We start from the raw sequence: 23,775 nt of genomic DNA, 5'->3' as shown, positions 1-23,775 counted from the left end.
GTGAAATTAATTTTCGATTATTGAATGAATTGTTACTTTACAAATTAAAGGTGTATTTGTAGTAATTTTATTTTGATCGCCGTAATAGCCATAAGCTAAAGCAGAGGGAAATAAGAACGTTGCTGTTTCTCCTGCTTTCATTAATTTAAGACCTTCTCGTAAACCGGTAAACAATTCTTGTTTATCCATTATATACGTATCGGGTTTTGTTTCTGCATTGGTATATACAATTTCTCCGTTAATGGTCTTAACATTATAATCGAAGTTTACTACATCTCCAAATATGGGTTTAGGTAAAGAATCCGATTCTATTTTTGTATTATACGTATACCAAAATCCGTTTTGAGATGTTAAATATTTTTGATCTGGGTTTGCATCCATAATTTCTTTAAAACGAGATTTTTCGTTTTCGTAAAGCTTTTTGTTTCGTGCTACAGACTCATCTATATACGAACCACTTTTTACAGATATTGGACGTCTGGCTTCTGGGGACTTACAGCTAATTATACTGAAAATAACCAAACAACATAAACCTAGTTTTTTCATAAAGTTAGTTCATTTTTATAGTTTGGTAATATACTAATAAATTTTTCAATGGTTTCACTTAAACTTAAATCACTTTTTCCGCCAGCGGCATTCGTGTGTCCGCCACCATCAAAATATTGTCTAGAAAATTCATTTACGGAAAAATCGCCTTTAGATCGCAACGATATTTTAATTATATTTTCTTGCTTATGTTCAATAAAAATGGCTGCAAATATAATGTTGTTTAAAGAAAGTCCATAATTTACAAAACCTTCGGTATCTCCTTTTTTGAAATCGAATCTGTTTAATTCGTCTTGAGATAACGTAATGTATGCTGTGCGTAATTCTGGAATAACTTTTAAATTACTTAATGCACAACCTAAGAGCTGAAGTTTTTCGTAGCTATTAGTATCATATATATTATTATGTATTTGTGCATTATTGGCTCCTGCATTAATTAGTTTTCCAATAATATAATGGGTTTCACTTGTGGTTGAAGGAAATCTAAAAGATCCCGTATCGGTCATAATCCCTGTATATAAACACGTTGCAATGTCTGTAGTTATATTGTCTTGGTCTCCCAACATTTCTATAAAGCGATACACCATTTCGCATGTAGAACTCATTGTAACATCTGAAAACATATATGCTGCATAGTTCTCTGGTTGTTGGTGGTGGTCTATCATAACCTTAATCGCTTGGCTTTCTGCAATTACATCTCCCATTTGGCCTACACGATGTAAAGCATTAAAATCTAGTGTAAAAATTAGATCTGCTTCATGTAAAAGTGTATTACAGTGTTCAGTTTCAGTATCGTGCTTTAATACAGTATCATCCCCTGGTAACCATTTTAAAAAATGGGGATAATCGTTTGGAGCCATTACATAAACATTGTGATTATTGGCTTTTAAATAATGATATAACGCTAGGGTAGAACCCATAGCATCGCCATCAGGATTTTTATGAGGTACAATAATAATTTGTTTAGGTATGCTTAAAAGCGCTTGTATTTGTTTAATTTCAGCTGTTGTCATAAGCCACGAAGATACAATTTTTTAATGTGCGATTATATGGTATTTACTAAGAAATGCATTACTTTTGCATCAAATTTAAAAAAACAAATGGCAACAAATAGAACATTTACAATGCTTAAGCCAGATGCGGTTGAGAACGGACACATTGGCGCAATTTTAGAAAAAATAAACGCTTCAGGATTTAGAATCGTTGCTTTAAAATTAACGCAGATGACCACTGCTGATGCTCAAGCATTTTATGCAATACATAAAGAAAGACCTTTTTTTAACGATTTAGTTGAATTTATGACTCGTGGTCCAATCGTTGCAGCAATTTTAGAAAAAGAAAATGCAGTTGAAGATTTTAGAACACTTATTGGTGCAACTAACCCTGCAGAAGCTGCAGAAGGAACTATACGTAAATTGTATGCTGCTTCTATAGGAGAAAATGCTGTACATGGTAGTGATAGCGATGAAAATGCAGCTATAGAAGGTGCATTCCATTTTGCAGGAAGAGAGATGTTTTAAATCTTATTTTTTACCATATAACTTAAGCCTGTAATTATTTACAGGCTTTTTTATTTAATTGCAACTAAAAAAGTTTGACTCTGTATAAAGATTTAATTAATTTGGTAAAATGGAAGTACATAGTTTACCCAAACAGCCAAATACACTTATATCGTATTTACGAGTTGGGAGATTATTGTACTATGCCTTGTCCCTATTTATTTTAGAATCTTGGGTATATTGGCTGCAATTAAAATCGGCTTTTTTACAATCTAACTTGTGGGTGCAAGCGTTTTGGTTATGGTGCTTCATGTTTTCTTTTGTACACATTTTTTTAGTGTTAATGGATGGTTGGTCACGATATCAAAACTACAAACGTGCTAAAGATCAGTTTTTCGAGTATGGTTTTCGTAAACGTATTGCTGCTAATTACATCACCTCTAAATGTCAGCGAGAAGCTGCAATTGTTGCTGCCAGGGAATTGGGTATAGAAGACAAAGTTATGGCATACTATAAACAATGTGGTGTAAAATGGTTTCACTATGTGCCTTATTTTATGATAAAAGATCCTTATTTTTTGTTTAAAAAAGCATTTTGGTCTCGCACATTTTTAGAAGGTAATTATGTCTCTAAGTTTAATTATAAAGCACTTCAATTTAAATTAAATTCATGATTATATCTGCTACAAATGTGTCTAAAACGTATGGAGGCTTACAGGTGTTAAGCGCAGTAAATATTCAGTGTAATGCCGGAGATATTTGTGGAGTGTTAGGTGCGAATGGTGCAGGAAAAACAACCTTGTTTAAAATTATTTTAGGTTTAGTTAAACCAGACTCCGGCTTAGTATCTCTGGATGTAAACCACATAAAACCTATAGGAGGTATAATTGAAAAACCAGCGTTATATGAATATTTAAATGCGGTTCAGAATTTAAAAATATTTTCAAAAATGCAAGGGCTTAAGCTCTCTTATGCAGAACTCTGTGATAAGTTACAACAAGTTGGTTTAAATACAGATCGAAGAGATCCTGTAAGAAATTATTCAATGGGTATGAAACAGCGTTTGGGTATAGCTATAGCATTACTAAACAATCCAAAATGCTTAGTTTTAGATGAACCTTTTTCCGGGTTAGATCCTTTAGGAATTTCTGCATTACGTAAATTAATTATTGATCTTGCTGAAAAGGAACAGCTAGCAATTTTAATTTCTTCTCATATTATTGAAGAACTTAGTAAAATTTGTAACAGTATGTATGTGATGAAACAAGGTGAAATTATAAAATCGGGTTTAGCACAAGATATTATTCTTGAAAATACAACGAGTTTCAGTTTTAGTGCACCTAATATTAAATCGTCTAAATCGCTAAATCAATATAATGTTATATTTAAAGGAGAAATAGCATATGTTACCATAACTACTAATCAAGTGCCCAAACTTATCCAAGAATTATCTGAAGAACACATTTACATTACATCTTGTATACCTGAATTAGATATGGAAAAACTGTTTCAATAATCTCAAGATGTTAGCACTAATTTCTATAGAATTTTATAAGCTTTTTAAACAAAGTAAAACATATTATGCTTTAGCAGCGCTTTTTATAATAGAGGCTGTTGTATTAGGTAGTGCTTATTTTCAAGGCACAAATATTATTAATATCTTATTAGATAATTTAAAACAAACCTTTTATTTTCAAGGTACATTATTAAATGGCAACCTGTTAGTCTACCTTATTTTAAATACGTTGTGGTTTCATTTACCTTTAATTTTAATGATTATTGTATCAGGAATTTTAACTTCAGAATATAAAGATAGAACAGTTCAAGCTGTGATGTTGCAACCCATTAATAAAATAAAATTTATAGTAAGTAAGTATATTGTAGCTATAGTTTTTACCATTGTAGTCGTTTTTTTTGTAGCTCTCTCTGCATTTGTGTTGTCTTATGGTCTATTTGGTAAAGGCGATTTGATTGTATATTTAAATGCGTTGAATTTTTTTGAACATGATGATGCACGCCACCGTTTAGTTTATGCATTTATCTCAGGAGCTTTTTCAATGGTTTTCTTTTCAGTATCAAGTTTAACTATGGCTGTATTTTTTAAAGAAGCCACTAAGACATGGATTGTTTCTGCTTTTTTTCTTATTCTTTCTAATATTTTATTAAAAGTTGATTTAGGTGAGCATTGGTTTAATAGTGTATTTTATGCTAAGCTAAATGATACTTGGCAATATTTCTTTTATCATTCTATTTCATGGGATATTATTCTTCAAAATACATTGTTTTTAACACTGTATAGTATATTAATTATGGGACTTGGTATTTATGTTTTTAATAAAAAAGATATAGGATGATTAGATGTTTATTTCTGTTTTTTTGTGGGTTAAGTGTTTTTGCTCAGGAGGTAGATTCAGATTTGTTGGCTGTAAAAGCGCGTATGGATCGTGTAGAACATTTTACAGTAGATATTCAGTTAGATGTAGATGTAAGTTTTATTAATATGCCTACCAAATACGCTAAAATGACTTATAATAAAGGAGAACAAGCCAAGTTTTTATCATCAGATTTTGTCATGATTCCAAAACGTGGTTTAGATTTTTCTTTACAACAATTGTTTGAATATCCGTTTATAACTGTTCATAGAGGAGACGTAGAACGCAATGGAGCAACTTATAAGGCTATAAATGTTATACCAACAGACAATAGAGCAGAGTTTTCTATTGCAACTGTATTGATAGATACTAAACATATTAGAATTGCAGAATCTGAAATCTTTACAAAAAAACATGGTGCTTATGTTTTAGACTTTAATTATGAAAATGCAAAAGCAATTTTACCTGAACGTGTTACGGTTAATTTTGAGATGGAACGTATTAGAATACCACTAAATTACATGGGAAAAGATACTAAAATAGACAAAGCACAATTAAAAGAAAATGGTACAAAAACAGGGAAAATAACTTTAAAAATGAGTAATTATAATATTACAATTTTATAGTTGATTGAGTTCCTGTAAGTAATCGTATTGCAAGTCTTCATGAAAGGTTGAAATACTTTTTTTTATGCTGATAATTTGACGGTTGTATAAATTTGTGAGTATAACATTATGCTTAATTGAAGGTCTTAAGGCTTTTAATTCTGAACAAAAAAATAGTAATAATTCAACTTCCGTTTCTTTTTTTCCAGAATATCTAGCATAAGTTTTAATTTGCTTTAAAATTTTTCGAACACTTTTTTTTATATAAAAAAAACTATTGGTGTTTATGGCTTTAAACTGATCGGTTACTTCTGTTTTAATTTGATTAATATATTCACTCTCATCATAAGATTCAAACAAGATGTAGGTTAGGAGCTCTTTATTTTCTTTTTTAAACTTAGACAAACGCAGGCATATTTCTATTAATTCTGCTTGAGTTTGGTCTTTTAATTCTACCTTAAGTTCTTTTACGGTTGCTGCTTTCATTTATACATTGTAATGCTCTCGTATAATATTACGAACTTTTATTAATCTAAATATACCTATGGCTAAAATTATTGGAGCCATAATTAATAAAACAATTCCAAACCATTCCATTTGTACAAACATATGCATTTTAATAATAGTTAATCCCGTTCCTAAAAACACCATAAAAGTTCTAAAATAAGCTAAAAATGTACGTTCGTTGGCTAGTTTGGTGCGCTCTATGGCTAACCAATCTCTTGTAATTAAAGCAGGTGGTGTGTTTAAGTCTTTTTCTTTTACCATATTGGATATGTATCTCGTTTTATAAAGGGATTTTAGATTATATTTATTTTAGCAAGCTTTTAAAACAAATGTGTTAACTACTAACATTTAAAACCGTGTTAAAGATGTGTACTCTTTTACTGTGTAAAACGTATAACAGATTTAATTTGTTTCGATAAAGATAATAAATTGAAAAAAAGGTGTAAAAAAAAAGCCCAATCTTTCGATTGGGCTTTTAAATTTATGATGTGAAGTGATTATTTATTTTTATCAGCTTCTACCATGTTTTTCATTTCTTTTTCTACCATTTCGTAGAATTGGTCAATTTTAGGAAGTACAACAATTCGTGTACGTCTGTTTGTAGCTCTGTTTTCAGCAGTATCATTATCTACTAATGGTACATAGTGGCTTCTACCAGCTGCTATTAATTGTGCAGGGTTAACATCTAAGTCTTGTAAAACTCTAACAACAGAAGTAGCACGTTTAACACTTAAGTCCCAGTTGTCTTCTAAGATACCACCTTTTTTGTAAGGTACGTTATCTGTATGTCCTTCAACCATTGCTTCAAAGTCAGGTTTGCTGTTTATTACCTTAGCTACTTTAGCTAAAACTTCTTTAGCTTTATCTGTTACGATATAGCTACCGCTTTTGAATAATAATTTATCTGCGATTGAAATAAATACAACACCTTTTTCAACATTAATTTCGATGTCTGGATCGTTAATACCAACTTCTTTCTTTAAGCTAGTAACTACAGCTAAAGTAACAGAGTCTTTTCTAGTTAAAGCATCTTGTAATCTTGTGATTTTAAGATCTTTTTCTTTTAAACTTTCTAGAGATTTCTCTAAGTTCTCAGCACCTTTTTGAGTTAGTGTTGTTAAGTTACCTTTAGTGTCAATTAAATCTGTAATCTGATCTTTTAATGCTTCAGCTCTTGCAGTAGCGGCAGCTTTTTCAGTTAAACAACTATTTAGTTTAAGAGTTGCTGTATTTAATAAATCTTGGGTTTCTTTTTGTTTTGCTTCTAAAGCAGCATAGTCTTTTTTAGATACACATGATGATAATAAAAGCAGAGCAGCTGCGCTGCTTAAAATTAGTTTCTTCATAATAATTTTTAAATTACATTTAAACACATCAAAAATAGCAAAAAAATAATGTTAAAATAGCGTTTAACAAAACTTTTGCTAACTATTTTATAAAATTTTAAAATTTTGTTTTTTTCTTACAAAATATTCCCAAACAATAGACCTTGTTTTGAAATAATTAGGTTGTTGTACTAGTTTTTTACGTTGTTTTAATAGGCTTGATAATCGGCTATAAAAACTTGCATGAGCTCGAAGTATAGCGTAAAAATGCTTAAATTTAAGCTGTAATAAAAATTGTACGCCAGCCAAACCGTCTAATAGCATTCTTATTATAATTGTGATAAAGATATTTCTTGCTGCATTTTTTACTAACATACATAAACTGTTTCTAAAATTTAAATATGTTTTGTTAGGATTCGAAGCATGTAAAGTTGCACCTCCAACATGGTAAACTTTTGTTTCTGGAATACATTTAATGTTGTAATTTAAGTTTTTTGCTCGCCAACATAAATCAATTTCTTCCATATGCGCAAAGAAAGCTTCATCAAAACCATTTAATGCTTTAAAGGTGTTTTCTCTAATAAATAAACAAGCCCCGGTTGCCCAAAAAATATCTAGGTTAGAATTATATTGTCCGTTATCTTGTTCTATAGTATTAAATATACGGCCACGACAAAACGGATAACCATATTTATCTATAAATCCACCTGCAGCTCCAGCGTATTCAAAATATTTTTTGTTTTTATAATCTAAAATTTTGGGTTGTATAATGGCTGTGTTAGGCTCTGCATTAAAAGTAGCATAAATAGGAGCTAGCCAATTTGCTGTAACTTCTATATCGTTGTTTAATAAACAATATACATCTGCTGCAATTTGTGAAAGCCCGTCGTTGTAACCTTTAGCATAACCACCATTTTCTGAATTTAAAATAATATTTACGGTAGGGAACTGGGTTTTTATTAAATCTATAGAATGATCTGTAGATGCATTATCTATAACGTATAAATCTGCTCCTTCGGAATGCGTTATAACTGCGGGTAAAAATTCTTGTAATAATTTAGCTCCATTCCAGTTTAAAATGGCAATAGCAATTTTCATAAACAATTGGCGTTGTAATTAGGAATATCTTTTAAGAAATTATAATGTTCGGCTTCAAAATCCATTTGGCAATAGTAATGATTTAATCCGTTGGTTACCATTAAATAACTGGCATTAAGTGTTAAATTATACCGTGCAATTTGGTCGAATGTACTTTGTGTAATTTTAATTTTTGGGGCTTTACATTCTACAATAACATGAATACTTCCGTTGGTATTAAAAATAACAATATCGTAGCGTTTTTTTAAGTTGTTTACAATTAATTCTTTTTCAACATTAATTAAAGATTTTGGGTAACCTTTCACCTGCATCAAATAGTGCACACAATGTTGGCGTACCCATTCTTCGGGTTGAAGAATCACAAATTTTTTACGAATATCATCAAAAATAGAAATTTTATTTTCGCTATTTTTGAATCGAAATGAAAACTTCGGAAAGTTTAGTTCTTGCATTGTTAAGTCTTGAATTTTCAAAGGTAGATTTCAAAAATTAAAAACCAAATTCCAAGAGTGTATTTTTGGAATAATCCTAGATAGTTTACAGTTTGGACGAGATAAAACAATTAGTTGCCGATATAAAGCAGAAAAAGTTAAAACCCATTTATTTTTTAATGGGCGAGGAGTCTTATTATATAGATAAACTTTCAGATTATATTGAAACCCATGTTTTAAGTGAAGAAGAAAAAGGATTTAACCAAATGGTTTTGTATGGCCGCGATGTTACAATTGAAGACATTGTTGGACATGCTAAACGTTATCCTATGATGGCCGAATATCAGGTTATTATAGTTAAAGAAGCTCAAGATTTAGTTAGAACTATAGATAAGTTAGCAGATTATGCTAAACATCCGCAAGCTTCTACCATATTGGTTTTAAATTATAAATATAAAACTTTAGACAAGCGTAAATCTGTATATAAGTCTATAAAGAAATCTGGTGTTATTTTTGAAAGCAAGAAACTTTACGAAAATCAGGTTGCAGATTGGATTCGTCGTGTACTGGCTCCAAAATCATATACGATTACTCCAAAAGCCTCGCAGATGTTAGTAGAGTTTTTAGGGAATGATTTAAGTAAAATTAATAACGAATTAGAGAAACTTCAAATAATCTTACCCAAAGACAGTCAGATAACGCCCGAGCATATTGAAGAAAACATTGGGATTAGTAAGGATTATAATAATTTTGAATTACGTAAAGCTATTGGAGCTCGAGATGTGTTAAAGGCACAACGTATTGTGAAGTATTTTTCAGAAAACCCTAAGGATAATCCTATGGTAGTAACCGTATCTTTAGTATTTAGCTTTTTTTCTCAGTTACTACAAATACATGGCTTGTCTGATAAGAACCCAAGAAATATAGCTCAAACTATTGGTGTTAATCCTTATTTTGTAAATGAGTATTTAACAGCGGTTTCTAATTATCCTATGAGAAAGGTAAGTACTAATATTGCCTTACTTCGCGAATTTGATGTGAAAAGTAAAGGCGTTGGTGCAAATGCAGTGCCTCAAGGCGATTTATTAAAGGAACTTTTGGTTCATTTAATGTTTTAGTTCATTAAAATTAGTAACGTTTTTTTCTAAAAAATGTAATTAGGAATAATCCTAGTGCTAAAAACATACTTATTCTGGCAATATAGTCGCCTGCTTTAACATAAAAAGTAATATTTGTATTTACAGGAATACTCGCTTTTAGACTGCCTTGTGTATTGTAAGCTAAGGTTTTTATAAACTCTCCTTTAGGATTAATAAATGCAGAAATTCCCGTATTAGCACTCCTTGCGATAGAACGCCGGGTTTCAATAGCACGAATTCTAGCGTAGCTTAAATGTTGCTTATGGCCTTGTGTATTTCCCCACCAGGCATCATTAGTCATTATAGCTAATACATTAGCGCCATTTCTAACATAACCAGTTACAAATTCGCCATAAACAGATTCGTAACAAATTACAGGTGCTACTTTGTAATTTGTATTTTTTAAAGTAAATGCAGAACGCTCTTTTTGAGTTGTTTTCATAGCAACCGTACCACCAAGATCTAACATGGCATCTCCTATTAAAGGTTTTAAAACACTTTGATAAGGAAAGTTTTCTACACCAACCACTAATTTTGATTTATGGTAAATTAAAGCTGTTTTGTCAGAATTTATTAATGCAGCAGAGTTAAAATAATCGACCCATAAGTGATCGTTGTATTGATTTGAAGTTGGGAGTATATTTGCCTTATTGGTATGCTTCTCGTAAAATTGTAATCCGAGTAAATAATTTAAATTCGGATAATTATAAACAAACGCTTTAGCTTGAAAAAATTCTGGACTGCTATTAAAACTTGGTAAATCTACACCGTAATTTTCTGCCAAAACAGTTTCAGGAGTGACTAAAAGATTAGTTTTTTCACTTATACTTTCTTTGGCTAAATGTTGTAATAAATTTCCAACCTGTTTGTTTGTTGCATTGTATTTTTCGCTATAAGGATCTATGTTTGGTTGCAATACAACGGCTTCAATAGTATGCGTTTCTGGAGTATAAGTATAATAGCGGAATATAGATATTGCTATAGGGATACAGATTAATGCTGTAGTTTGTAATGCGGCGCGTTTAAGAATGTTTTTATCTGAAAATTTAAAGAATAATAACAGGGCTTTAAATAGTATAACATTTACTAACCACACCCAAAGTGTGCCACCAAATGCACCAGTATATTCATACCATTGAATCCATTTTGGATATTCAGAAAAAGCATTACCTAAGTTTAACCAAGGCCAAGAAAACTCCCAATTTAAGTGGAGTTTTTCAAAACAAATCCAAAGTGTTATTAAGAAGCAAAGAGATTTATTAATTGTTGTCCGTTTAGAAACGGCTTGATAGATTAATATTAAAAAAGCCATTAATAAGCTATTAACTAAAATGGCGAAGCAAGCACCAAAAATATCAGCATATTGTAGCCAGTTAGTTGTAATATAATTCCAAATAAAGAATGCTAAATAAGAAAGCCCAAATACTCGCCAGCCTTTATATTTTAAGGTGTCGTGTACTTTAATGTCATGTACTACATATAATAATGGTATAAAAGCTACAAATAAAAGTACAGGAAAACCGTTTGTTGGCCAGCCAAGAGCTAATAATAATCCTGTTGCAAGGGCTAATAAGAAGTGTTTCACAGAGTAAAAACTAAAAGTTATAAGGATAAATTCATCCTTTAGATTAGTGTCTAAAGATACTAAAATCCAATTTTAAAGAAAACACATTAGAATATAAAGCTACACTTTGGTCGCCTATATCTGTAAAAGCATAATCTACTTGAATACCTCTATATTTAAAACCAACACCAAAACTAGGTTGAAAACTAAGCTTTTCTGTATTATCTAATTGGAGCTCGTTTTGAAAATTTCCCATACCACCACGTAAATATACCATGTCTAAATACCCAAATTCGAGTCCGAAAGATGGATTTATACTAATGGTACTGGACGATATAATATCATTATTTTCTTCAAAACGCATTTGTAAATCTATGGCTGTTTCTAAACTATAATCGTAATGAAACTCGAATAATTTTGAAATTCCTAATTGTAATTTTGGAATCGTAATTTCTGTAGTTTCAGGCAACTCTTGATTCTGACCATCAATAGCATCTTGAATTGTCTGATATTTATCTTCGTTTATTTGCCAAGCATTATACGTTGTGGTTATATCTCGAGCCATAATTCCAAAATTCCAAGAAGCGGTTTGGTATTGAATTCCAACATCTATACCAAATCCCCAAGAATTTGCAAATTCACCTATAATACGTCTAATAACTTTAGCATTAACACCAAAACTTAACCCTTCAGCAAATGTTGGTTTTCTAGAATAAGAAAAGGTAACACCGTAATCTGCTGTAGAAAATAGCTGGATCCGGTCGTAGTTAATATTCCCTTCATCATCTATAAGTTGTGTTGTATCTAGAATATCATCCACCCCAAATCGAATTAATGAAATTCCCATAGCACTTTGGTTATCTATAGGCATTGCATAAGCAGCGTAATCATAACTGGCTATATTGGCAAAATAGCTTGAATGCATTAATGCAAGCTGATTATCTTCTAGATGGATTAAACCTGCTGGATTCCAATAACCTGAATTAACATCGGAAGTTTGAGAAGTTACGGAATTACTCATTCCCAGTGCAGCTGCATCTACACCAATATTCATAAATTCGTTAGAGTATTTTCTAGCAGTTTGGCTATTGGCCGTAACTGTAAGTAAAACGAAAATTGTGGTGAATAGTAATTTCAATGTTAATTTTTTTACAAATATGCAGATAATTTAATTGGTTAAAAACTTTATTTTTTACCATTATACTGCGTATCTAGCCTTGTAATAATAGTTTTTTATACGAGCCAATGTAGTAATTAACTTAAAAAAGGGTTTCTTATTGTGTTAATTTATATAAATGGTTTTGTTTTAGACCGTATTTCTTTAGTATTTTTACACAAATTAAATACCCTATGTCAATCAAGAATTATGTGCCTAATGCGCTGACTTTATTAAATTTATTTTGTGGATGTATTGCAGTTGTTTTTGCAGCTCACAATCATTTTATAGCCGCTGCAGCCTTTGTTTTTGGTGGTGTGTTTTTTGATTTTTTTGACGGATTTGCAGCACGTAAACTTGGTGTGTCTTCAGAGCTTGGTTTGCAATTAGATTCGCTTGCCGATATGGTTACTAGTGGTGTAGTTCCGGGGATAGTTATGTTTAAATTATTAGGTTTAAGTATAGATAGACCAGAGTTAGCTATAGATGAAGGTTCTTGGAATGCCTTTTTTAGTGGAGAAGATATATTGCCTTCTTTCTTACCTATTATAGGTTTTTTTATCACATTATCTTCGGCATATCGACTTGCTAAATTTAATTTAGATGAAGAACAACAAGATTATTTTAAAGGTTTACCAACACCAGCAAATACTCTTTTAATAATATCATTACCATTAATTCTTGAATTGCAGCATAACGAGATGATGAATGCAATTATAATGAATCAAGGTGTGCTTATAGCATTAACTATTACAAGTACTTTTTTATTAAATGCACCTATAGTTTTATTTGCTTTAAAATTTAAAACCTGGGGATTTAAGCCTAATGCCATTCGTTATGTATTTTTAATAATAAGTGTGTTATTGTTAATTTTATTGCAATTTGCAGCTATACCATTAATTATTTTGGTTTATGTCGCTATGTCTATGTTAGATATTGTGATAAAAGGCAGCTATTAATATTGTAATACAACAGAGATATTATGTGTTATTTGATGCCTCCAAAAGCACCAAAGCACATATTTTTATGTAGTATTTCTGTTTGTCTAAATCCTATTTTTTTCATCAATTCTAATTGATAGGTCATGGATCTAGGCGAATCTTCTTTTTCTATATAATCTAAGACCTTTTGTTTATATGCTTTGCCATTAACACTCTCTAAATAGGTTCCGTAACATTCCCAAGTGTATTGGTTTAAAGCCTCTATTTCTTGTGTAATTAAATCTGAAATCATTAAACAACCACCAGGTTTAAGTAAACGATACAGTTTTTCGAAAGTTTTTTCCCAATCCTTATCATCTCTTAAATGATGTAATACTGCTCCAGCTAATATAATATCAAAATGATTTTCTTTTAAATTAACGGTTCTAATATCTCCTTGTATTGTGTTTACAATAGTGTTTGTTTTAGCAGAAACTCTTTCTTTTGCTCTGTCTAGCATGGGTTTACTCAAATCTACAAGTGTGCAATTTACACCAGACATTTTAGACAATAGTTTTAAGGTATAGTTTCCAGCGCCACAACCAATATCTAATACGTTTTTAGCATTAGGATTTGTTCTTTTAGAAGCTTCAGTAATAAGTTCTAGAGCTATTTGTGCATCGATTGTTGCAATTTGACCAGTATATAAATTTGAAAACCGTTCTACATCATGGTCAAAACGTAATTTAATTTCTTCTACGGTAGATTTTTTCATCATAAATTGATTATATAAGTTTTTTCAAAAGTAATTGTTATAAATAATACTTAAAAAGACTTATTTTGTCATTTATTTATACTTAAAAAGTATTATATGGAATTGAGACATTTACGCTATTTCTTAGCGGTTGCTAAAGAATTAAATTTTACAAAAGCATCTGAAGTACTTTGTATTTCACAACCGCCATTGAGTAGACAGATTAAGGAGCTTGAAAATGAGATTGGTGTAGAGCTATTCGATAGGAGTAATAAAAAAGTGATGTTAACAGCTGCAGGAGCATATTTTAATCAAGAACTAACAAAGCATTTACAAGATTTAGAAGCTATAGTCTTAGAAACTAAAAAGATTTCAGAGCATGTAAATGGCGTGTATAAGATTGGGTATATTAGTTCTATATGTCCAGAAACTATTACAAATCTTGTTCAGTTTTTAACACAGAAATATCCCTATCTCAATATAAAATTATATGAAGTTTCAACAGTGAAGCAAATTTTAGCATTAGAGCAAAATAAACTAGATTTAGGAATTGTAAGAGCACCTTTAGTATCTACAAAAATAGATTCGAAACTTTGGTTTAAAGATTCTTATGTGTTGATTTTTAACGCTAATAAAATAAATAAATCCGGTGATTTAAGTGAGTTTAAAAATGAAGTCTTTGTCTTTTTTAACAAAGATTATGCTCCTAGTTATTATAATGCATTATTAGAAATATGTGCTAAATATGGATTTGTGCCAAACATTGTTCACGAATCTAATAATATAAACTCTATCATTCAATTAGTGAGAAATGGTTTAGGGGTTTCTATTATACCTAGAAGTTTAAAAAAGAGTCATAACTATCCAGAACTCTCTTTTGTAGATTTAGATTGTAATTTTACTACCAATGTTTTGCTTGCTAAGCCTAGACAAAAGGATTCTAAGATTACTGAGTCTGCAGTTTCTTTTCTTTTAGAATGATATTTATTGTGTTGAATAGAAGTCGTATATAAATAAAGATGAACGATTTAAAAATCTAATTTCTTTCTACGTAGCTCAAAATTCTGACCTAGATATACTTTACGCACCATTTCGTCTTCTGCAAGTTCTTCAGGTTTACCAGCTTTTAAGATACCACCTTCAAACATTAGGTATGTTCTATCTGTAATCGCTAATGTTTCTTGTACGTTGTGGTCTGTAATTAATATACCAATATTTTTTTTAGTTAATTGTGCTACAATACGCTGAATGTCTTCTACAGCCACGGGGTCTACTCCAGCAAAAGGTTCGTCTAATAGAATAAAATTAGGGTCGGTAGCAAGTGCACGTGCAATTTCTGTACGTCTGCGTTCTCCTCCAGATAATAAATCGCCTCGGTTTTTACGAATATGCCCTAAACTAAATTCTTCAATAAGCGATTCCATTTTCATGAGTTGCTCTTTCTTACTTAATTTGGTAAGTTGTAATACACTTAAAATATTGTCTTCAATACTTAGTTTTCTAAAAACAGATGCTTCTTGTGCCAAATACCCAATTCCGTTTTGTGCACGTTTATACATGGGATACTTGGTTATTTCTTTATCTTCTAAATAAATGGTTCCGCCGTTAGGTTTAACTAAGCCAACAATCATATAAAAAGATGTGGTTTTTCCTGCACCGTTAGGGCCAAGTAATCCTACAATTTCACCTTGATTAACCTCTAAAGAGACATCTTTTACAACTTTTCGTCCGTTATAGGACTTCATTAAATGTTCTGCTTTTAATTTCACGTTTGGGCGTTTTTTATCTGATTAAAAAAAGTGAAGTGCTAAAGTAATGAAATTAGCACTTCTAATTTTATAGCATTGGTAATATTTATGCGTCTTGAGCTTCTAGCTCGTCCCAAAACTCATAGGCACGACGTAAATGCGGAATTACAATAGTACCTCCCACAAGTGTAGCAATACTTAACGCTTCTACAACTTCTGCACGTGTTAAACCTGATTTGTATGCTGTCTCTAAATGATACTTCACACAATCATCACAACGTAAAACCGTAGATGCTACAAGACCTAGTAATTCTTTAGTTTTAACATCTAGAGCTCCAGCTTGATACGCATTGGTGTCTAAATTAAAAATACGTTTTATAATTTTGTTATCATCGCTCAAAATGCGATCATTCATTTTGGCTCTGTAGTCGTTAAATTCGGTTATATTATCTGACATTTTTTATTGCTTTAGATTTAGATCGTTCTTTTCGGGTTACAAATTTAGCGATAACAATACTTACTTCATATAGAATTAACACAGGAATAGCAACTATAACTTGACTTGCAATATCTGGTGGTGTAATTATTGCTGAAACAATTAAAACAATCACAAGAGCAAATTTTCTGTATTTTTTTAAGAATTCTGGAGTTATAATGCCCACTTTAGCTAAGAAATAAATAATTATAGGAAGCTCGAATATTATACCACAGGCAATAACAGAAGACCGTATTAAACTAATATAACTACTTAAATCAAAATCGTTATGTACTTTACTACTTACCTGATATGTCCCAAGAAAGTTAATAGATAACGGACAAATTACATAATAGCCAAATAGTACTCCTAAAAAGAAAAGAATAGATGAAATTATTATAAAACCTCTAGAATTTTTACGTTCATTAGGGTGCATTCCAGGACTTATAAATCTCCATAATTCATACAGAATATAAGGAAAGGATATAATAAATCCAGCTGTTATAGCCGTCCAAATATGTGCAGAAAACTGCCCAGCCATAGTTCTACTTTGTATTTCAAAAGCAGCTTCATTAAAACAGAAACTATCATCTAATCCTAAAGCATTAGAGATTTTACATAAAATATCATAAGTAAAAAAAGTAGGTTGGGTAGGTCCAAAAATAAGAGTATCAAAAATAAACCCTTTTGCTAAAAACGCCAAAACAGCAGCAATCATAACTGCTAGTGTTGCACGAATTAAATGCCATCTTAAATCTTCAAGATGATCTAAAAAAGACATCTCGTTAACATTTTTTTTCTTTGCCATTATATAATGCCTTCTTTTATTAAATCGTGAATGTGAACAACACCCGCATAGTCACCATCATTATCTGAAACAAGTAATTGAGAGATGTCGTTAGTTTCCATAAGTTCTAAAGCTTTAATAGCCATTTCGTTTTCGTTAATAATTTTAGGAGACTTACCCATAATATCTTTAGCGGTTAAGCTTATAAAATTATCTGTTTTAGATAACATACGTCTTAAATCACCATCAGTAATAATGCCCACAACTTTATTGGATTCTATTACTGCTGTTACGCCAAGCATATTTTTAGATATTTCCATAATTACCTCTTTAATATTGGTTTCTGGTTGTACTTGAGGTTTATTATTCTGGCTAGATATATCTATAACGCGTAAATATAATTTTTTCCCTAAAGCGCCTCCAGGATGATATTTAGCAAAATCCCTGCTAGAAAAACCACGAATCTCTAATAGGCAAACAGCAAGTGCGTCTCCCATTGCTAATTGAGCTGTAGTACTTGTTGTAGGTGCTAAATTTAGAGGGCAAGCTTCTTTTTCAACATAAGTGTTTAAAAAATAATCACAATGTTGACCTAAAAAAGAATCTTCATTTCCGGTAATAGCTATTAAGGTGTTTTGTGCACTTTTTATTAAAGGAATTAAAACTTTTATTTCTGGAGTATTTCCACTTTTAGAAATACAAATTACAATATCATCTTTTAAAATAAGCCCTAAATCTCCATGTATAGCCTCGGCTGCATGCATAAAAACGGCAGGTGTTCCGGTAGAATTTAGTGTGGCAACAATCTTGGTTCCTATAATGGCGCTTTTACCTATACCCGTAATTATTATACGACCTTTAGATTTATAAATAAGGTCTACAACGGCTACAAAACTGTCATTTATATAAGATTTTAAATTTAATATAGCTTGACCTTCTAACTCAAAGACTTGATTGGCAGAGTTTATGATGGTTTGGTGTTTATTCAAAATTTAATGTTTTTTTAAGTTAATCCTTTTAAAGATTTTATTACCTTTAAAAATAAACGAGCTTTTTAAAAAAAAAATCGCTTAGATTTGTTTTGCAAAACTAACGAAAAAAAACATTGAAGGTTCTCAAAATACAACGAATTAACTAATAGCCTAGGTTTTTTTCGCTGTAATAAATATGTAAACTAATATAAAAAAAGTACATGTCTAAAGTTGAAATTGACTTGCATTCTGCTCTTAAAAAACATTTTGGATTTAATGCCTTTAAAGGCTTGCAAGAATCTGTTGTTAAAAGTATTTTAAGTGGTCAGAATACATTTGTTATTATGCCTACTGGTGGCGGTAAATCTTTATGTTACCAACTTCCAGCTTTAATGCAAGAAGGCACAGCGATTATTGTTTCACCTTTAATCGCCTTAATGAAAAATCAAGTAGATGCCATTCGTGGGATCTCTAATGAAGAAGGAATTGCACACGTATTAAACTCGTCTTTAAATAAAACGGAGGTTAAACGTGTAAAGCAAGATATTACAGATAGCGTAACTAAACTACTTTATGTTGCTCCGGAATCTTTAACTAAAGAGGAAAATGTTGAGTTTTTGCGTTCTGTAAAAATTTCGTTTATGGCTATAGATGAAGCCCATTGTATTAGTGAATGGGGTCATGATTTTAGACCAGAATACAGAAATTTAAGACATATTATTAAACGTATAGGAGACAATATACCTATTATTGGTCTTACGGCAACAGCAACACCTAAGGTACAGGAAGATATTCTTAAAAACTTAGGAATAAGTGATGCTCAGACATTTAAAGCATCATTTAACAGACCTAATTTATATTACGAAGTACGTCCAAAAACTAAACAGGTAGATAGCGATATTATTCGATTTGTAAAACAAAACGAAGGAAAATCTGGTATAATATATTGTTTGAGCAGAAAGCGTGTAGAAGAGTTAGCACAAGTTTTACAAGTAAATGGTATAAAAGCATTACCATATCACGCTGGGTTAGATGCCAAAACTCGTGTTAAACATCAGGACATGTTTTTAATGGAAGATGTAGATGTTGTTGTGGCAACTATTGCATTTGGTATGGGGATCGATAAGCCCGATGTGCGTTTTGTTATTCATCATGATATTCCTAAGAGTATAGAGAGTTACTACCAAGAAACAGGTCGTGCAGGTCGTGATGGAGGCGAAGGCCACTGTCTAGCTTATTATGCATATAAAGATATTGAAAAACTAGAAAAATTCATGTCTGGAAAACCTGTAGCCGAACAAGAAATTGGTCATGCTCTACTTCAAGAAGTGGTCGCTTTTGCCGAAACCTCTATTTCCAGACGTAAATTTATTCTTCATTATTTTGGTGAAGAATTTGATAACGAAACTGGAGAAGGTGGAGATATGGATGATAATGTGCGTCATCCTAAAAAGCAAAAAGAAGCTAAAGACGATGTTGTTTTACTTCTAGATATAGTGAGTAAAACAAAAGAAAAATATAAATCTAAAGATTTAGTAAGTGTAATTGTAGGAAAAACAAATGCTTTAATTAAGTCCCATAAAACAGATGAGCAATCATTTTTTGGTTCAGGGAAACATCATGAAAGTAAATATTGGATGGCACTATTACGTCAGGTTTTAGTTGCTGGATACTTAAAAAAGGATATTGAAACCTATGGTGTTTTAAAGCTTAATCCGTCTGGCATGGATTTTATTGACAATCCTAGTTCATTTATGATGACAGAGGATCACGTATTTAGTGAAGAAACAGAAGAAGGTACAGTTACTGCAGTAAAAGGTGGTGCTGCGACTACAGATGCCACACTAATGCGTATGTTAAAAGATTTACGTAAAACCAATGCTAAAAAATTAGGTGTCCCTCCATTTGTTATTTTTCAAGATCCATCTTTAGAAGATATGGCGCTCAAGTATCCTATGACTATTGCAGAGCTTTCTAATGTGCATGGTGTCGGAGAGGGAAAAGCCAAAAAGTATGGTAAGGATTTTGTGAAATTAATAGCAGAATACGTTGAAGAGCATGATATTATGCGTCCAGACGATTTGGTTGTTAAATCTACAGGAACAAATTCTTCTTTGAAACTATATATAATTCAAAGTATAGATAGAAAACTACCATTAGATGATATTGCAACAGCAAAGGGGATGGAAATGAAAGATTTTATAAAAGAAATGGAAGCTATTGTTTTTTCTGGAACAAAATTGAACATTTCTTATTGGATTGATGATATTTTAGATGAAGATCAACAAGAAGAAATTCATGATTATTTTATGGAATCTGAAACCGATAAAATAGATGTTGCTATTGAAGAGTTTGATGGTGATTATGACGATGAAGAATTACGCTTATGTCGAATTAAATTTATAAGTGAAGTCGCAAATTAAATGATACTTTTTAATTTAAAAGAATATAAAAAAAGCCTCGTTTATTTAAACGAGGCTTTTTTATAATTATACAGTTACTGTCTTTTCTTTATAAAGAGAATAACATTCTGTAGCTATCTCAAGTTCTTCGTTAGTAGGAACTATTAAAATTTTAGTTTTAGAATTTGCTGTATTTATAAATCTAGCATTTGGTAAACGTTCTGCATTTAAAGTGTCGTCTAAATCAATGCCAAAATAATCCATTTGGTCGCAAATCATTTTTCTTATTGTAGCACTGTTTTCTCCAATACCAGCTGTAAATATAATAGCATCTAAACCATTTAGCGCAGCTGTGTAAGCACCAATAAATTTTTTAACACGGTAAGCATTCATTTCTAAAGCCAAAATACAATCTTTATTGCCTTGTTCTGCTTGCGCTTCAATATCGCGTAAATCGCTGTAACCTGTTAAGCCTAACATACCACTTTCTTTAGATAAAATAGTAATTATTTCATCTTTAGTATAGTTATACTTATCCATTAAGAAAAAGATAACAGATTGATCTATAGCACCACTACGTGTTCCCATAATTAAACCATCGTTAGGTCCGAAACCTAAAGTATGATCTAAACTTTGCCCGTCCTTAACAGCTGTCATACTACAACCATTACCAAGATGTATAGAAATTAATTTTGCATCTGGTTTATCTAGAATTTCTACCGCACGGTCTGTAACATATTTATGAGATAACCCATGGAACCCATAAACACGAACGTTGTCTTCGGTTAAAAATTTATTTGAAATAGCATATTTATACGCAACTGCTGGTAAGGTTTGATGAAAAGCTGTGTCGAAAAGTGCTATTTGTTTAGATTTTGTAAATATTTTTTCTGCAACTTCAATACCATCTAAATTTGGTGGATTGTGTAATGGAGCTAATAAAAATAAGTCACGGATTTTGTCTTTAATTTCTTGAGTAACTTCAACAGGATCAGAGAATTTTTTTCCACCATGAACCACACGGTGTCCCACAAGATCTATTTCTGCAACGTCTTTAATAACGCCTGTTTTTTCATTCATCAATAATTTAGCTACTTCAGCTAAACCTGTTGCATGATTAGGAATAGGTAATGTTAAGGATACTTTGTCTGTTAAATGTTTATAATGTATAGCTCCATCTTCTAGGCCAATACGCTCTACCAGTCCAGAAGCAACTACGGTTTCTGAAGGCATCTCGATAAGTTGAAACTTGATAGAAGAACTACCAGAATTAATTACAAGAATTTTCATGTTTGTTTTTTTGTTTTTAGTTTATTTTCAGTTTTTAAGATTAAATACCTTGAGCTTGGATGGCTGTTAAGATCACTGTATTTAAAATGTCGTCTATAGTACAACCACGACTTAAATCGTTAACGGGTTTGTTTAGCCCTTGCAACATTGGTCCAATTGCTAAGGCACCAGTTTCTCTTTGTACGGCTTTATATGTATTGTTACCTGTATTTAAGTCAGGGAAAATAAGTACTGTGGCTTGTCCGGCAACTTCTGAACCAGGCATTTTACTTTGTCCTACTTTTAAATCTACTGCCGCGTCGTATTGTATTGGGCCTTCAATTTTAAGATCTGGACATTGTGCTCTAACAATTTCTGTAGCTTCTCTTACTTTATCTACATCTTCTCCTTTTCCTGAAGATCCAGAAGAATAAGATAACATGGCAACGCGTGGTTCAATACCAAATGCGGCAGAACTTTTTGCTGAAGAAATTGCAATTTCTGCAAGTTGTGCTGCATTAGGATTAGGGTTAATGGCACAGTCACCAAATACAGATACTCGGTCGTCTAAGCACATAAAAAATACAGACGAAACGATAGAGCATTCTGGTTTGGTTTTAATAAACTGTAATGCTGGTAAAATTGTGTGTCCTGTAGTGTTTACTGCTCCAGAAACCATACCATCTGCATCATTTTTATAAATCATCATGGTACCAAAGTAAGACACATCGTTCATGATGTCTCTAGCCATATCCATGTTTACATTTTTATGTTTACGCAATTCGTAAAATGTTTCTACGTAGTCTTCAAAATTTTCGTAATCTGAAGGGAAAATAATTTTAGTTTTAGTGTAGTCTAAACTTAAACCAAGTTCAGTTACTTTTTCCTTAATTTCTTTTGGGTTACCTAAAAGAATAATATCTACTAAATCTAAAACTTCTAAACGTGCTGCAGCTGTTAAAATTCTTGGGTCTGAAGCTTCTGGAAGTACAATACGTTTTTTCTCTTTACGCGCCTTCTGAATTAATTTGTATTGAAACATGCGTGGTGTGGTCACTTTATTTTCAAAAGATGTAAGCTTTTCTAATAAATTCTCTACACGTACGTGTTTTTGAAACGTTTCTAAAGAAGTTAAAATCTTTGTTTTGCTTTCTGCATAAATATTAGACTTAATGTTTCCAATTTTACGAGTGGTGTTAAAGGTTCCGTGATTTACAGAAATAACAGGAACTACGGTAGATAAGCCATCTATTAATTTTAATATAGAGGGTTCAGGAAGGATACCTCCGGTTAAAATAATACCAGATATATTAGGGTAATTACTTGATGCATGTGCCTGAAGCGAACCTAATATTAAATCGGCACGATCTCCAGGAGTAATTACTACAGAACCTTCGTGCAAATGCGTAATAAAATTACGAAGTTGCATAGCGCCTACCGCAAAACGTCCAGATAAGTTTCCTAAATGTTCTTCGCCAAAAAGAACTTTTCCATTTAATGTTTCTTTAATCTCTTTCATAGTAGGAGAGGCTAAAGATTTTACCATTGGGATTGCAGAAAACTCTACCGTTTCTGGTAAAAATACACTCACGGCTTTTTGAAGCACAAGAATGTTATCTGGTTGAATTTTATTGGCAACTAACCCGATAACTTCTACATCATGACTTTTAAAAGTTTTATAAGCCATTTCTGCATTGTTAGTAAATTCCTCCAACGTTTTATCTACACACGTGCTTACAATGACTGTGGGTAGCCCTAAGTTTTTAGCAATATTTACATTCCAATCAAATTCGAATACTGTACCTTCTCCAAGAAAATCTGTACCTTCAACTAAAATAAAGTCGTACTTTTCTTCTAAGGCCTTATATTTTTTAATAATAAGATCTAAAGAATCTCCAATTTTACCTGCATTTCTGTTTTGTACAATTTCATTTCTTGTTAAAGCATATGTCTCAGTATATGGAATATCTAGATTAAAATGAGATAATAAAGTGTCTATATGGTTGTCTCGTTTATTAGCATCAATTTTGTCTATTATTGGCCTGAAATAGGCTACTTTTGCAGTTTTCCCTAAAAGATTTTGCATTAAACCCAGTGAAATGATCGATTTTCCACTATCGGGTTCTAAGGTGGCTATGTAAAGTCCTTTGCTCATTACTAAAAATTGTTTTGTTTTTTACGAAATTAATGATTTTTAGCCTTATTTTA

Annotated in this window: 25 protein-coding genes; 9 read left to right on the top strand and 16 right to left on the bottom strand. The window is 31.5% G+C overall.

Annotation, left to right across the window (positions count from 1 at the left end; genetic code table 11):
- Nucleotides 1-6 precede the first annotated feature (6 nt).
- Together gldI and FNB79_RS15955 are read right to left on the bottom strand one after the other, a co-directional pair.
- Complete coding sequence (gldI, locus tag FNB79_RS15960) at nt 7-546, bottom strand: gliding motility-associated peptidyl-prolyl isomerase GldI (RefSeq protein ID WP_143382305.1); 540 nt, start codon at nt 544-546, stop codon at nt 7-9.
- Nucleotides 543-1,559 (bottom strand): DHH family phosphoesterase, encoded by a 1,017-nt coding sequence (locus tag FNB79_RS15955; RefSeq protein ID WP_143382304.1) that lies wholly within the window; start codon nt 1,557-1,559, stop codon nt 543-545. The genes gldI and FNB79_RS15955 overlap by 4 nt, the downstream gene beginning before the upstream one ends.
- Before the next feature lie 87 nt (nt 1,560-1,646).
- On the opposite strand from FNB79_RS15955, the gene FNB79_RS15950 reads away from it, so the two are divergent.
- The 5 genes from FNB79_RS15950 to FNB79_RS15930 all read left to right on the top strand — a co-directional run bounded on the left by FNB79_RS15950 (nt 1,647) and on the right by FNB79_RS15930 (nt 5,042).
- On the top strand, nt 1,647-2,066 hold the full coding sequence (locus FNB79_RS15950; RefSeq protein WP_143382303.1) for a nucleoside-diphosphate kinase: 420 nt from the start codon (nt 1,647-1,649) through the stop codon (nt 2,064-2,066).
- Between the two features lie 109 nt (nt 2,067-2,175).
- Nucleotides 2,176-2,718 (top strand): hypothetical protein, encoded by a 543-nt coding sequence (locus tag FNB79_RS15945; RefSeq protein WP_143382302.1) that lies wholly within the window; start codon nt 2,176-2,178, stop codon nt 2,716-2,718.
- Complete coding sequence (locus FNB79_RS15940; RefSeq protein ID WP_143382301.1) at nt 2,715-3,560, top strand: ABC transporter ATP-binding protein; 846 nt, start codon at nt 2,715-2,717, stop codon at nt 3,558-3,560. The genes FNB79_RS15945 and FNB79_RS15940 overlap by 4 nt, the downstream gene beginning before the upstream one ends.
- 7 nt (nt 3,561-3,567) lie before the next feature.
- On the top strand, nt 3,568-4,398 hold the full coding sequence (locus tag FNB79_RS15935; RefSeq protein WP_143382300.1) for an ABC transporter permease: 831 nt from the start codon (nt 3,568-3,570) through the stop codon (nt 4,396-4,398).
- Complete coding sequence (locus tag FNB79_RS15930) at nt 4,395-5,042, top strand: hypothetical protein (protein ID WP_143382299.1); 648 nt, start codon at nt 4,395-4,397, stop codon at nt 5,040-5,042. The genes FNB79_RS15935 and FNB79_RS15930 overlap by 4 nt, the downstream gene beginning before the upstream one ends.
- Here FNB79_RS15930 and FNB79_RS15925 read toward each other — a convergent pair.
- The 5 genes from FNB79_RS15925 to FNB79_RS15905 form a co-directional block, all read right to left on the bottom strand.
- On the bottom strand, nt 5,037-5,507 hold the full coding sequence (locus FNB79_RS15925; RefSeq protein WP_143382298.1) for a hypothetical protein: 471 nt from the start codon (nt 5,505-5,507) through the stop codon (nt 5,037-5,039). The genes FNB79_RS15930 and FNB79_RS15925 overlap by 6 nt on opposite strands.
- Entirely contained in the window at nt 5,508-5,789 is a 282-nt protein-coding gene (locus FNB79_RS15920) for a DUF202 domain-containing protein (RefSeq protein ID WP_143382297.1), read from the bottom strand.
- A gap of 236 nt (nt 5,790-6,025) precedes the next feature.
- Nucleotides 6,026-6,874: an OmpA/MotB family protein gene (locus tag FNB79_RS15915; protein ID WP_143382296.1), complete on the bottom strand. Its 849-nt coding sequence runs from the start codon at nt 6,872-6,874 to the stop codon at nt 6,026-6,028.
- Nucleotides 6,875-6,961: 87 nt separating this feature from the next.
- Nucleotides 6,962-7,951: a glycosyltransferase family 2 protein gene (locus FNB79_RS15910; protein ID WP_143382295.1), complete on the bottom strand. Its 990-nt coding sequence runs from the start codon at nt 7,949-7,951 to the stop codon at nt 6,962-6,964.
- On the bottom strand, nt 7,948-8,403 hold the full coding sequence (locus FNB79_RS15905) for a type I restriction enzyme HsdR N-terminal domain-containing protein (RefSeq protein ID WP_143382294.1): 456 nt from the start codon (nt 8,401-8,403) through the stop codon (nt 7,948-7,950). The genes FNB79_RS15910 and FNB79_RS15905 overlap by 4 nt, the downstream gene beginning before the upstream one ends.
- Before the next feature lie 92 nt (nt 8,404-8,495).
- Between FNB79_RS15905 and holA the strand changes: the two genes are divergently transcribed.
- Nucleotides 8,496-9,500, top strand: a complete 1,005-nt coding sequence (holA, locus tag FNB79_RS15900) for a DNA polymerase III subunit delta (RefSeq protein ID WP_143382293.1) — start codon at nt 8,496-8,498, stop codon at nt 9,498-9,500.
- A 10-nt stretch (nt 9,501-9,510) separates the two neighbouring features.
- Here the strand turns inward: holA and lnt are convergent, their stop codons facing one another.
- Nucleotides 9,511-11,106, bottom strand: coding sequence for an apolipoprotein N-acyltransferase (lnt, locus tag FNB79_RS15895; protein ID WP_143382292.1), 1,596 nt, complete (start codon nt 11,104-11,106; stop codon nt 9,511-9,513).
- Nucleotides 11,107-11,149: 43 nt separating this feature from the next.
- Nucleotides 11,150-12,223: a putative type IX sorting system protein PorV2 gene (locus FNB79_RS15890; protein WP_394345099.1), complete on the bottom strand. Its 1,074-nt coding sequence runs from the start codon at nt 12,221-12,223 to the stop codon at nt 11,150-11,152.
- Nucleotides 12,224-12,441: 218 nt separating this feature from the next.
- On the opposite strand from FNB79_RS15890, the gene FNB79_RS15885 reads away from it, so the two are divergent.
- Nucleotides 12,442-13,200, top strand: a complete 759-nt coding sequence (locus FNB79_RS15885; protein WP_143382657.1) for a CDP-alcohol phosphatidyltransferase family protein — start codon at nt 12,442-12,444, stop codon at nt 13,198-13,200.
- Between the two features lie 28 nt (nt 13,201-13,228).
- On the opposite strand, the gene FNB79_RS15880 is transcribed toward FNB79_RS15885, so the two are convergent.
- Complete coding sequence (locus FNB79_RS15880) at nt 13,229-13,939, bottom strand: class I SAM-dependent methyltransferase (RefSeq protein ID WP_246073294.1); 711 nt, start codon at nt 13,937-13,939, stop codon at nt 13,229-13,231.
- A 93-nt stretch (nt 13,940-14,032) separates the two neighbouring features.
- Between FNB79_RS15880 and FNB79_RS15875 the strand changes: the two genes are divergently transcribed.
- The gene (locus FNB79_RS15875; RefSeq protein ID WP_143382291.1) at nt 14,033-14,896 is read left to right on the top strand and encodes a LysR family transcriptional regulator; all 864 of its coding nucleotides are present in this window, start codon (nt 14,033-14,035) and stop codon (nt 14,894-14,896) included.
- 47 nt (nt 14,897-14,943) lie between these two features.
- Here FNB79_RS15875 and lptB read toward each other — a convergent pair whose 3' ends face one another.
- From lptB to FNB79_RS15855, 4 genes are all read right to left on the bottom strand, one after another.
- Nucleotides 14,944-15,684, bottom strand: a complete 741-nt coding sequence (gene lptB / locus FNB79_RS15870) for an LPS export ABC transporter ATP-binding protein (RefSeq protein WP_143382290.1) — start codon at nt 15,682-15,684, stop codon at nt 14,944-14,946.
- An 85-nt stretch (nt 15,685-15,769) separates the two neighbouring features.
- Entirely contained in the window at nt 15,770-16,120 is a 351-nt protein-coding gene (locus FNB79_RS15865) for a carboxymuconolactone decarboxylase family protein (RefSeq protein WP_143382289.1), read from the bottom strand.
- Entirely contained in the window at nt 16,110-16,946 is an 837-nt protein-coding gene (tatC, locus tag FNB79_RS15860) for a twin-arginine translocase subunit TatC (protein ID WP_143382288.1), read from the bottom strand. The genes FNB79_RS15865 and tatC overlap by 11 nt, the downstream gene beginning before the upstream one ends.
- Nucleotides 16,946-17,914: a KpsF/GutQ family sugar-phosphate isomerase gene (locus FNB79_RS15855; RefSeq protein WP_143382287.1), complete on the bottom strand. Its 969-nt coding sequence runs from the start codon at nt 17,912-17,914 to the stop codon at nt 16,946-16,948. The genes tatC and FNB79_RS15855 overlap by 1 nt, the downstream gene beginning before the upstream one ends.
- A gap of 203 nt (nt 17,915-18,117) precedes the next feature.
- Here FNB79_RS15855 and FNB79_RS15850 point away from each other — a divergent pair, with 203 nt between their 5' ends.
- Nucleotides 18,118-20,319, top strand: a complete 2,202-nt coding sequence (locus tag FNB79_RS15850) for an ATP-dependent DNA helicase RecQ (protein ID WP_143382286.1) — start codon at nt 18,118-18,120, stop codon at nt 20,317-20,319.
- 66 nt (nt 20,320-20,385) lie between these two features.
- On the opposite strand, the gene FNB79_RS15845 is transcribed toward FNB79_RS15850, so the two are convergent.
- Entirely contained in the window at nt 20,386-21,588 is a 1,203-nt protein-coding gene (locus FNB79_RS15845; protein ID WP_143382285.1) for an acetate/propionate family kinase, read from the bottom strand.
- 40 nt (nt 21,589-21,628) lie between these two features.
- Nucleotides 21,629-23,722: a phosphate acetyltransferase gene (gene pta / locus FNB79_RS15840; protein WP_143382284.1), complete on the bottom strand. Its 2,094-nt coding sequence runs from the start codon at nt 23,720-23,722 to the stop codon at nt 21,629-21,631.
- Between the last annotated feature and the right edge of the window lie 53 nt (nt 23,723-23,775).

Origin of the sequence: Formosa sediminum, assembly GCF_007197735.1 — a bacterium.
GTDB lineage: Bacteria > Bacteroidota > Bacteroidia > Flavobacteriales > Flavobacteriaceae > Formosa > Formosa sediminum.
Note: the sequence above shows the minus strand (reverse complement) of the source record. Positions and strands in the feature narration are given on the sequence as shown.

Excerpts from the sequence above, each read along its gene's own strand:
- FNB79_RS15950 (WP_143382303.1), top strand. The coding sequence starts at position 1,647 with ATGGCAACAAATAGAACATTTACAATGCTTAAGCCAGATGCGGTTGAG.
- FNB79_RS15905 (WP_143382294.1), bottom strand. The coding sequence starts at position 8,403 with ATGCAAGAACTAAACTTTCCGAAGTTTTCATTTCGATTCAAAAATAGC.
- FNB79_RS15940 (WP_143382301.1), top strand. The coding sequence starts at position 2,715 with ATGATTATATCTGCTACAAATGTGTCTAAAACGTATGGAGGCTTACAG.
- FNB79_RS15850 (WP_143382286.1), top strand. The coding sequence starts at position 18,118 with ATGTCTAAAGTTGAAATTGACTTGCATTCTGCTCTTAAAAAACATTTT.
- FNB79_RS15930 (WP_143382299.1), top strand. The coding sequence starts at position 4,395 with ATGATTAGATGTTTATTTCTGTTTTTTTGTGGGTTAAGTGTTTTTGCT.
- FNB79_RS15875 (WP_143382291.1), top strand. The coding sequence starts at position 14,033 with ATGGAATTGAGACATTTACGCTATTTCTTAGCGGTTGCTAAAGAATTA.
- gldI (WP_143382305.1), bottom strand. The coding sequence starts at position 546 with ATGAAAAAACTAGGTTTATGTTGTTTGGTTATTTTCAGTATAATTAGC.
- FNB79_RS15925 (WP_143382298.1), bottom strand. The coding sequence starts at position 5,507 with ATGAAAGCAGCAACCGTAAAAGAACTTAAGGTAGAATTAAAAGACCAA.
- FNB79_RS15915 (WP_143382296.1), bottom strand. The coding sequence starts at position 6,874 with ATGAAGAAACTAATTTTAAGCAGCGCAGCTGCTCTGCTTTTATTATCA.
- FNB79_RS15865 (WP_143382289.1), bottom strand. The coding sequence starts at position 16,120 with ATGTCAGATAATATAACCGAATTTAACGACTACAGAGCCAAAATGAAT.
- pta (WP_143382284.1), bottom strand. The coding sequence starts at position 23,722 with ATGAGCAAAGGACTTTACATAGCCACCTTAGAACCCGATAGTGGAAAA.
- FNB79_RS15935 (WP_143382300.1), top strand. The coding sequence starts at position 3,568 with ATGTTAGCACTAATTTCTATAGAATTTTATAAGCTTTTTAAACAAAGT.
- tatC (WP_143382288.1), bottom strand. The coding sequence starts at position 16,946 with ATGGCAAAGAAAAAAAATGTTAACGAGATGTCTTTTTTAGATCATCTT.
- FNB79_RS15910 (WP_143382295.1), bottom strand. The coding sequence starts at position 7,951 with ATGAAAATTGCTATTGCCATTTTAAACTGGAATGGAGCTAAATTATTA.
- FNB79_RS15945 (WP_143382302.1), top strand. The coding sequence starts at position 2,176 with ATGGAAGTACATAGTTTACCCAAACAGCCAAATACACTTATATCGTAT.
- FNB79_RS15920 (WP_143382297.1), bottom strand. The coding sequence starts at position 5,789 with ATGGTAAAAGAAAAAGACTTAAACACACCACCTGCTTTAATTACAAGA.
- FNB79_RS15880 (WP_246073294.1), bottom strand. The coding sequence starts at position 13,939 with ATGATGAAAAAATCTACCGTAGAAGAAATTAAATTACGTTTTGACCAT.
- FNB79_RS15955 (WP_143382304.1), bottom strand. The coding sequence starts at position 1,559 with ATGACAACAGCTGAAATTAAACAAATACAAGCGCTTTTAAGCATACCT.
- FNB79_RS15845 (WP_143382285.1), bottom strand. The coding sequence starts at position 21,588 with ATGAAAATTCTTGTAATTAATTCTGGTAGTTCTTCTATCAAGTTTCAA.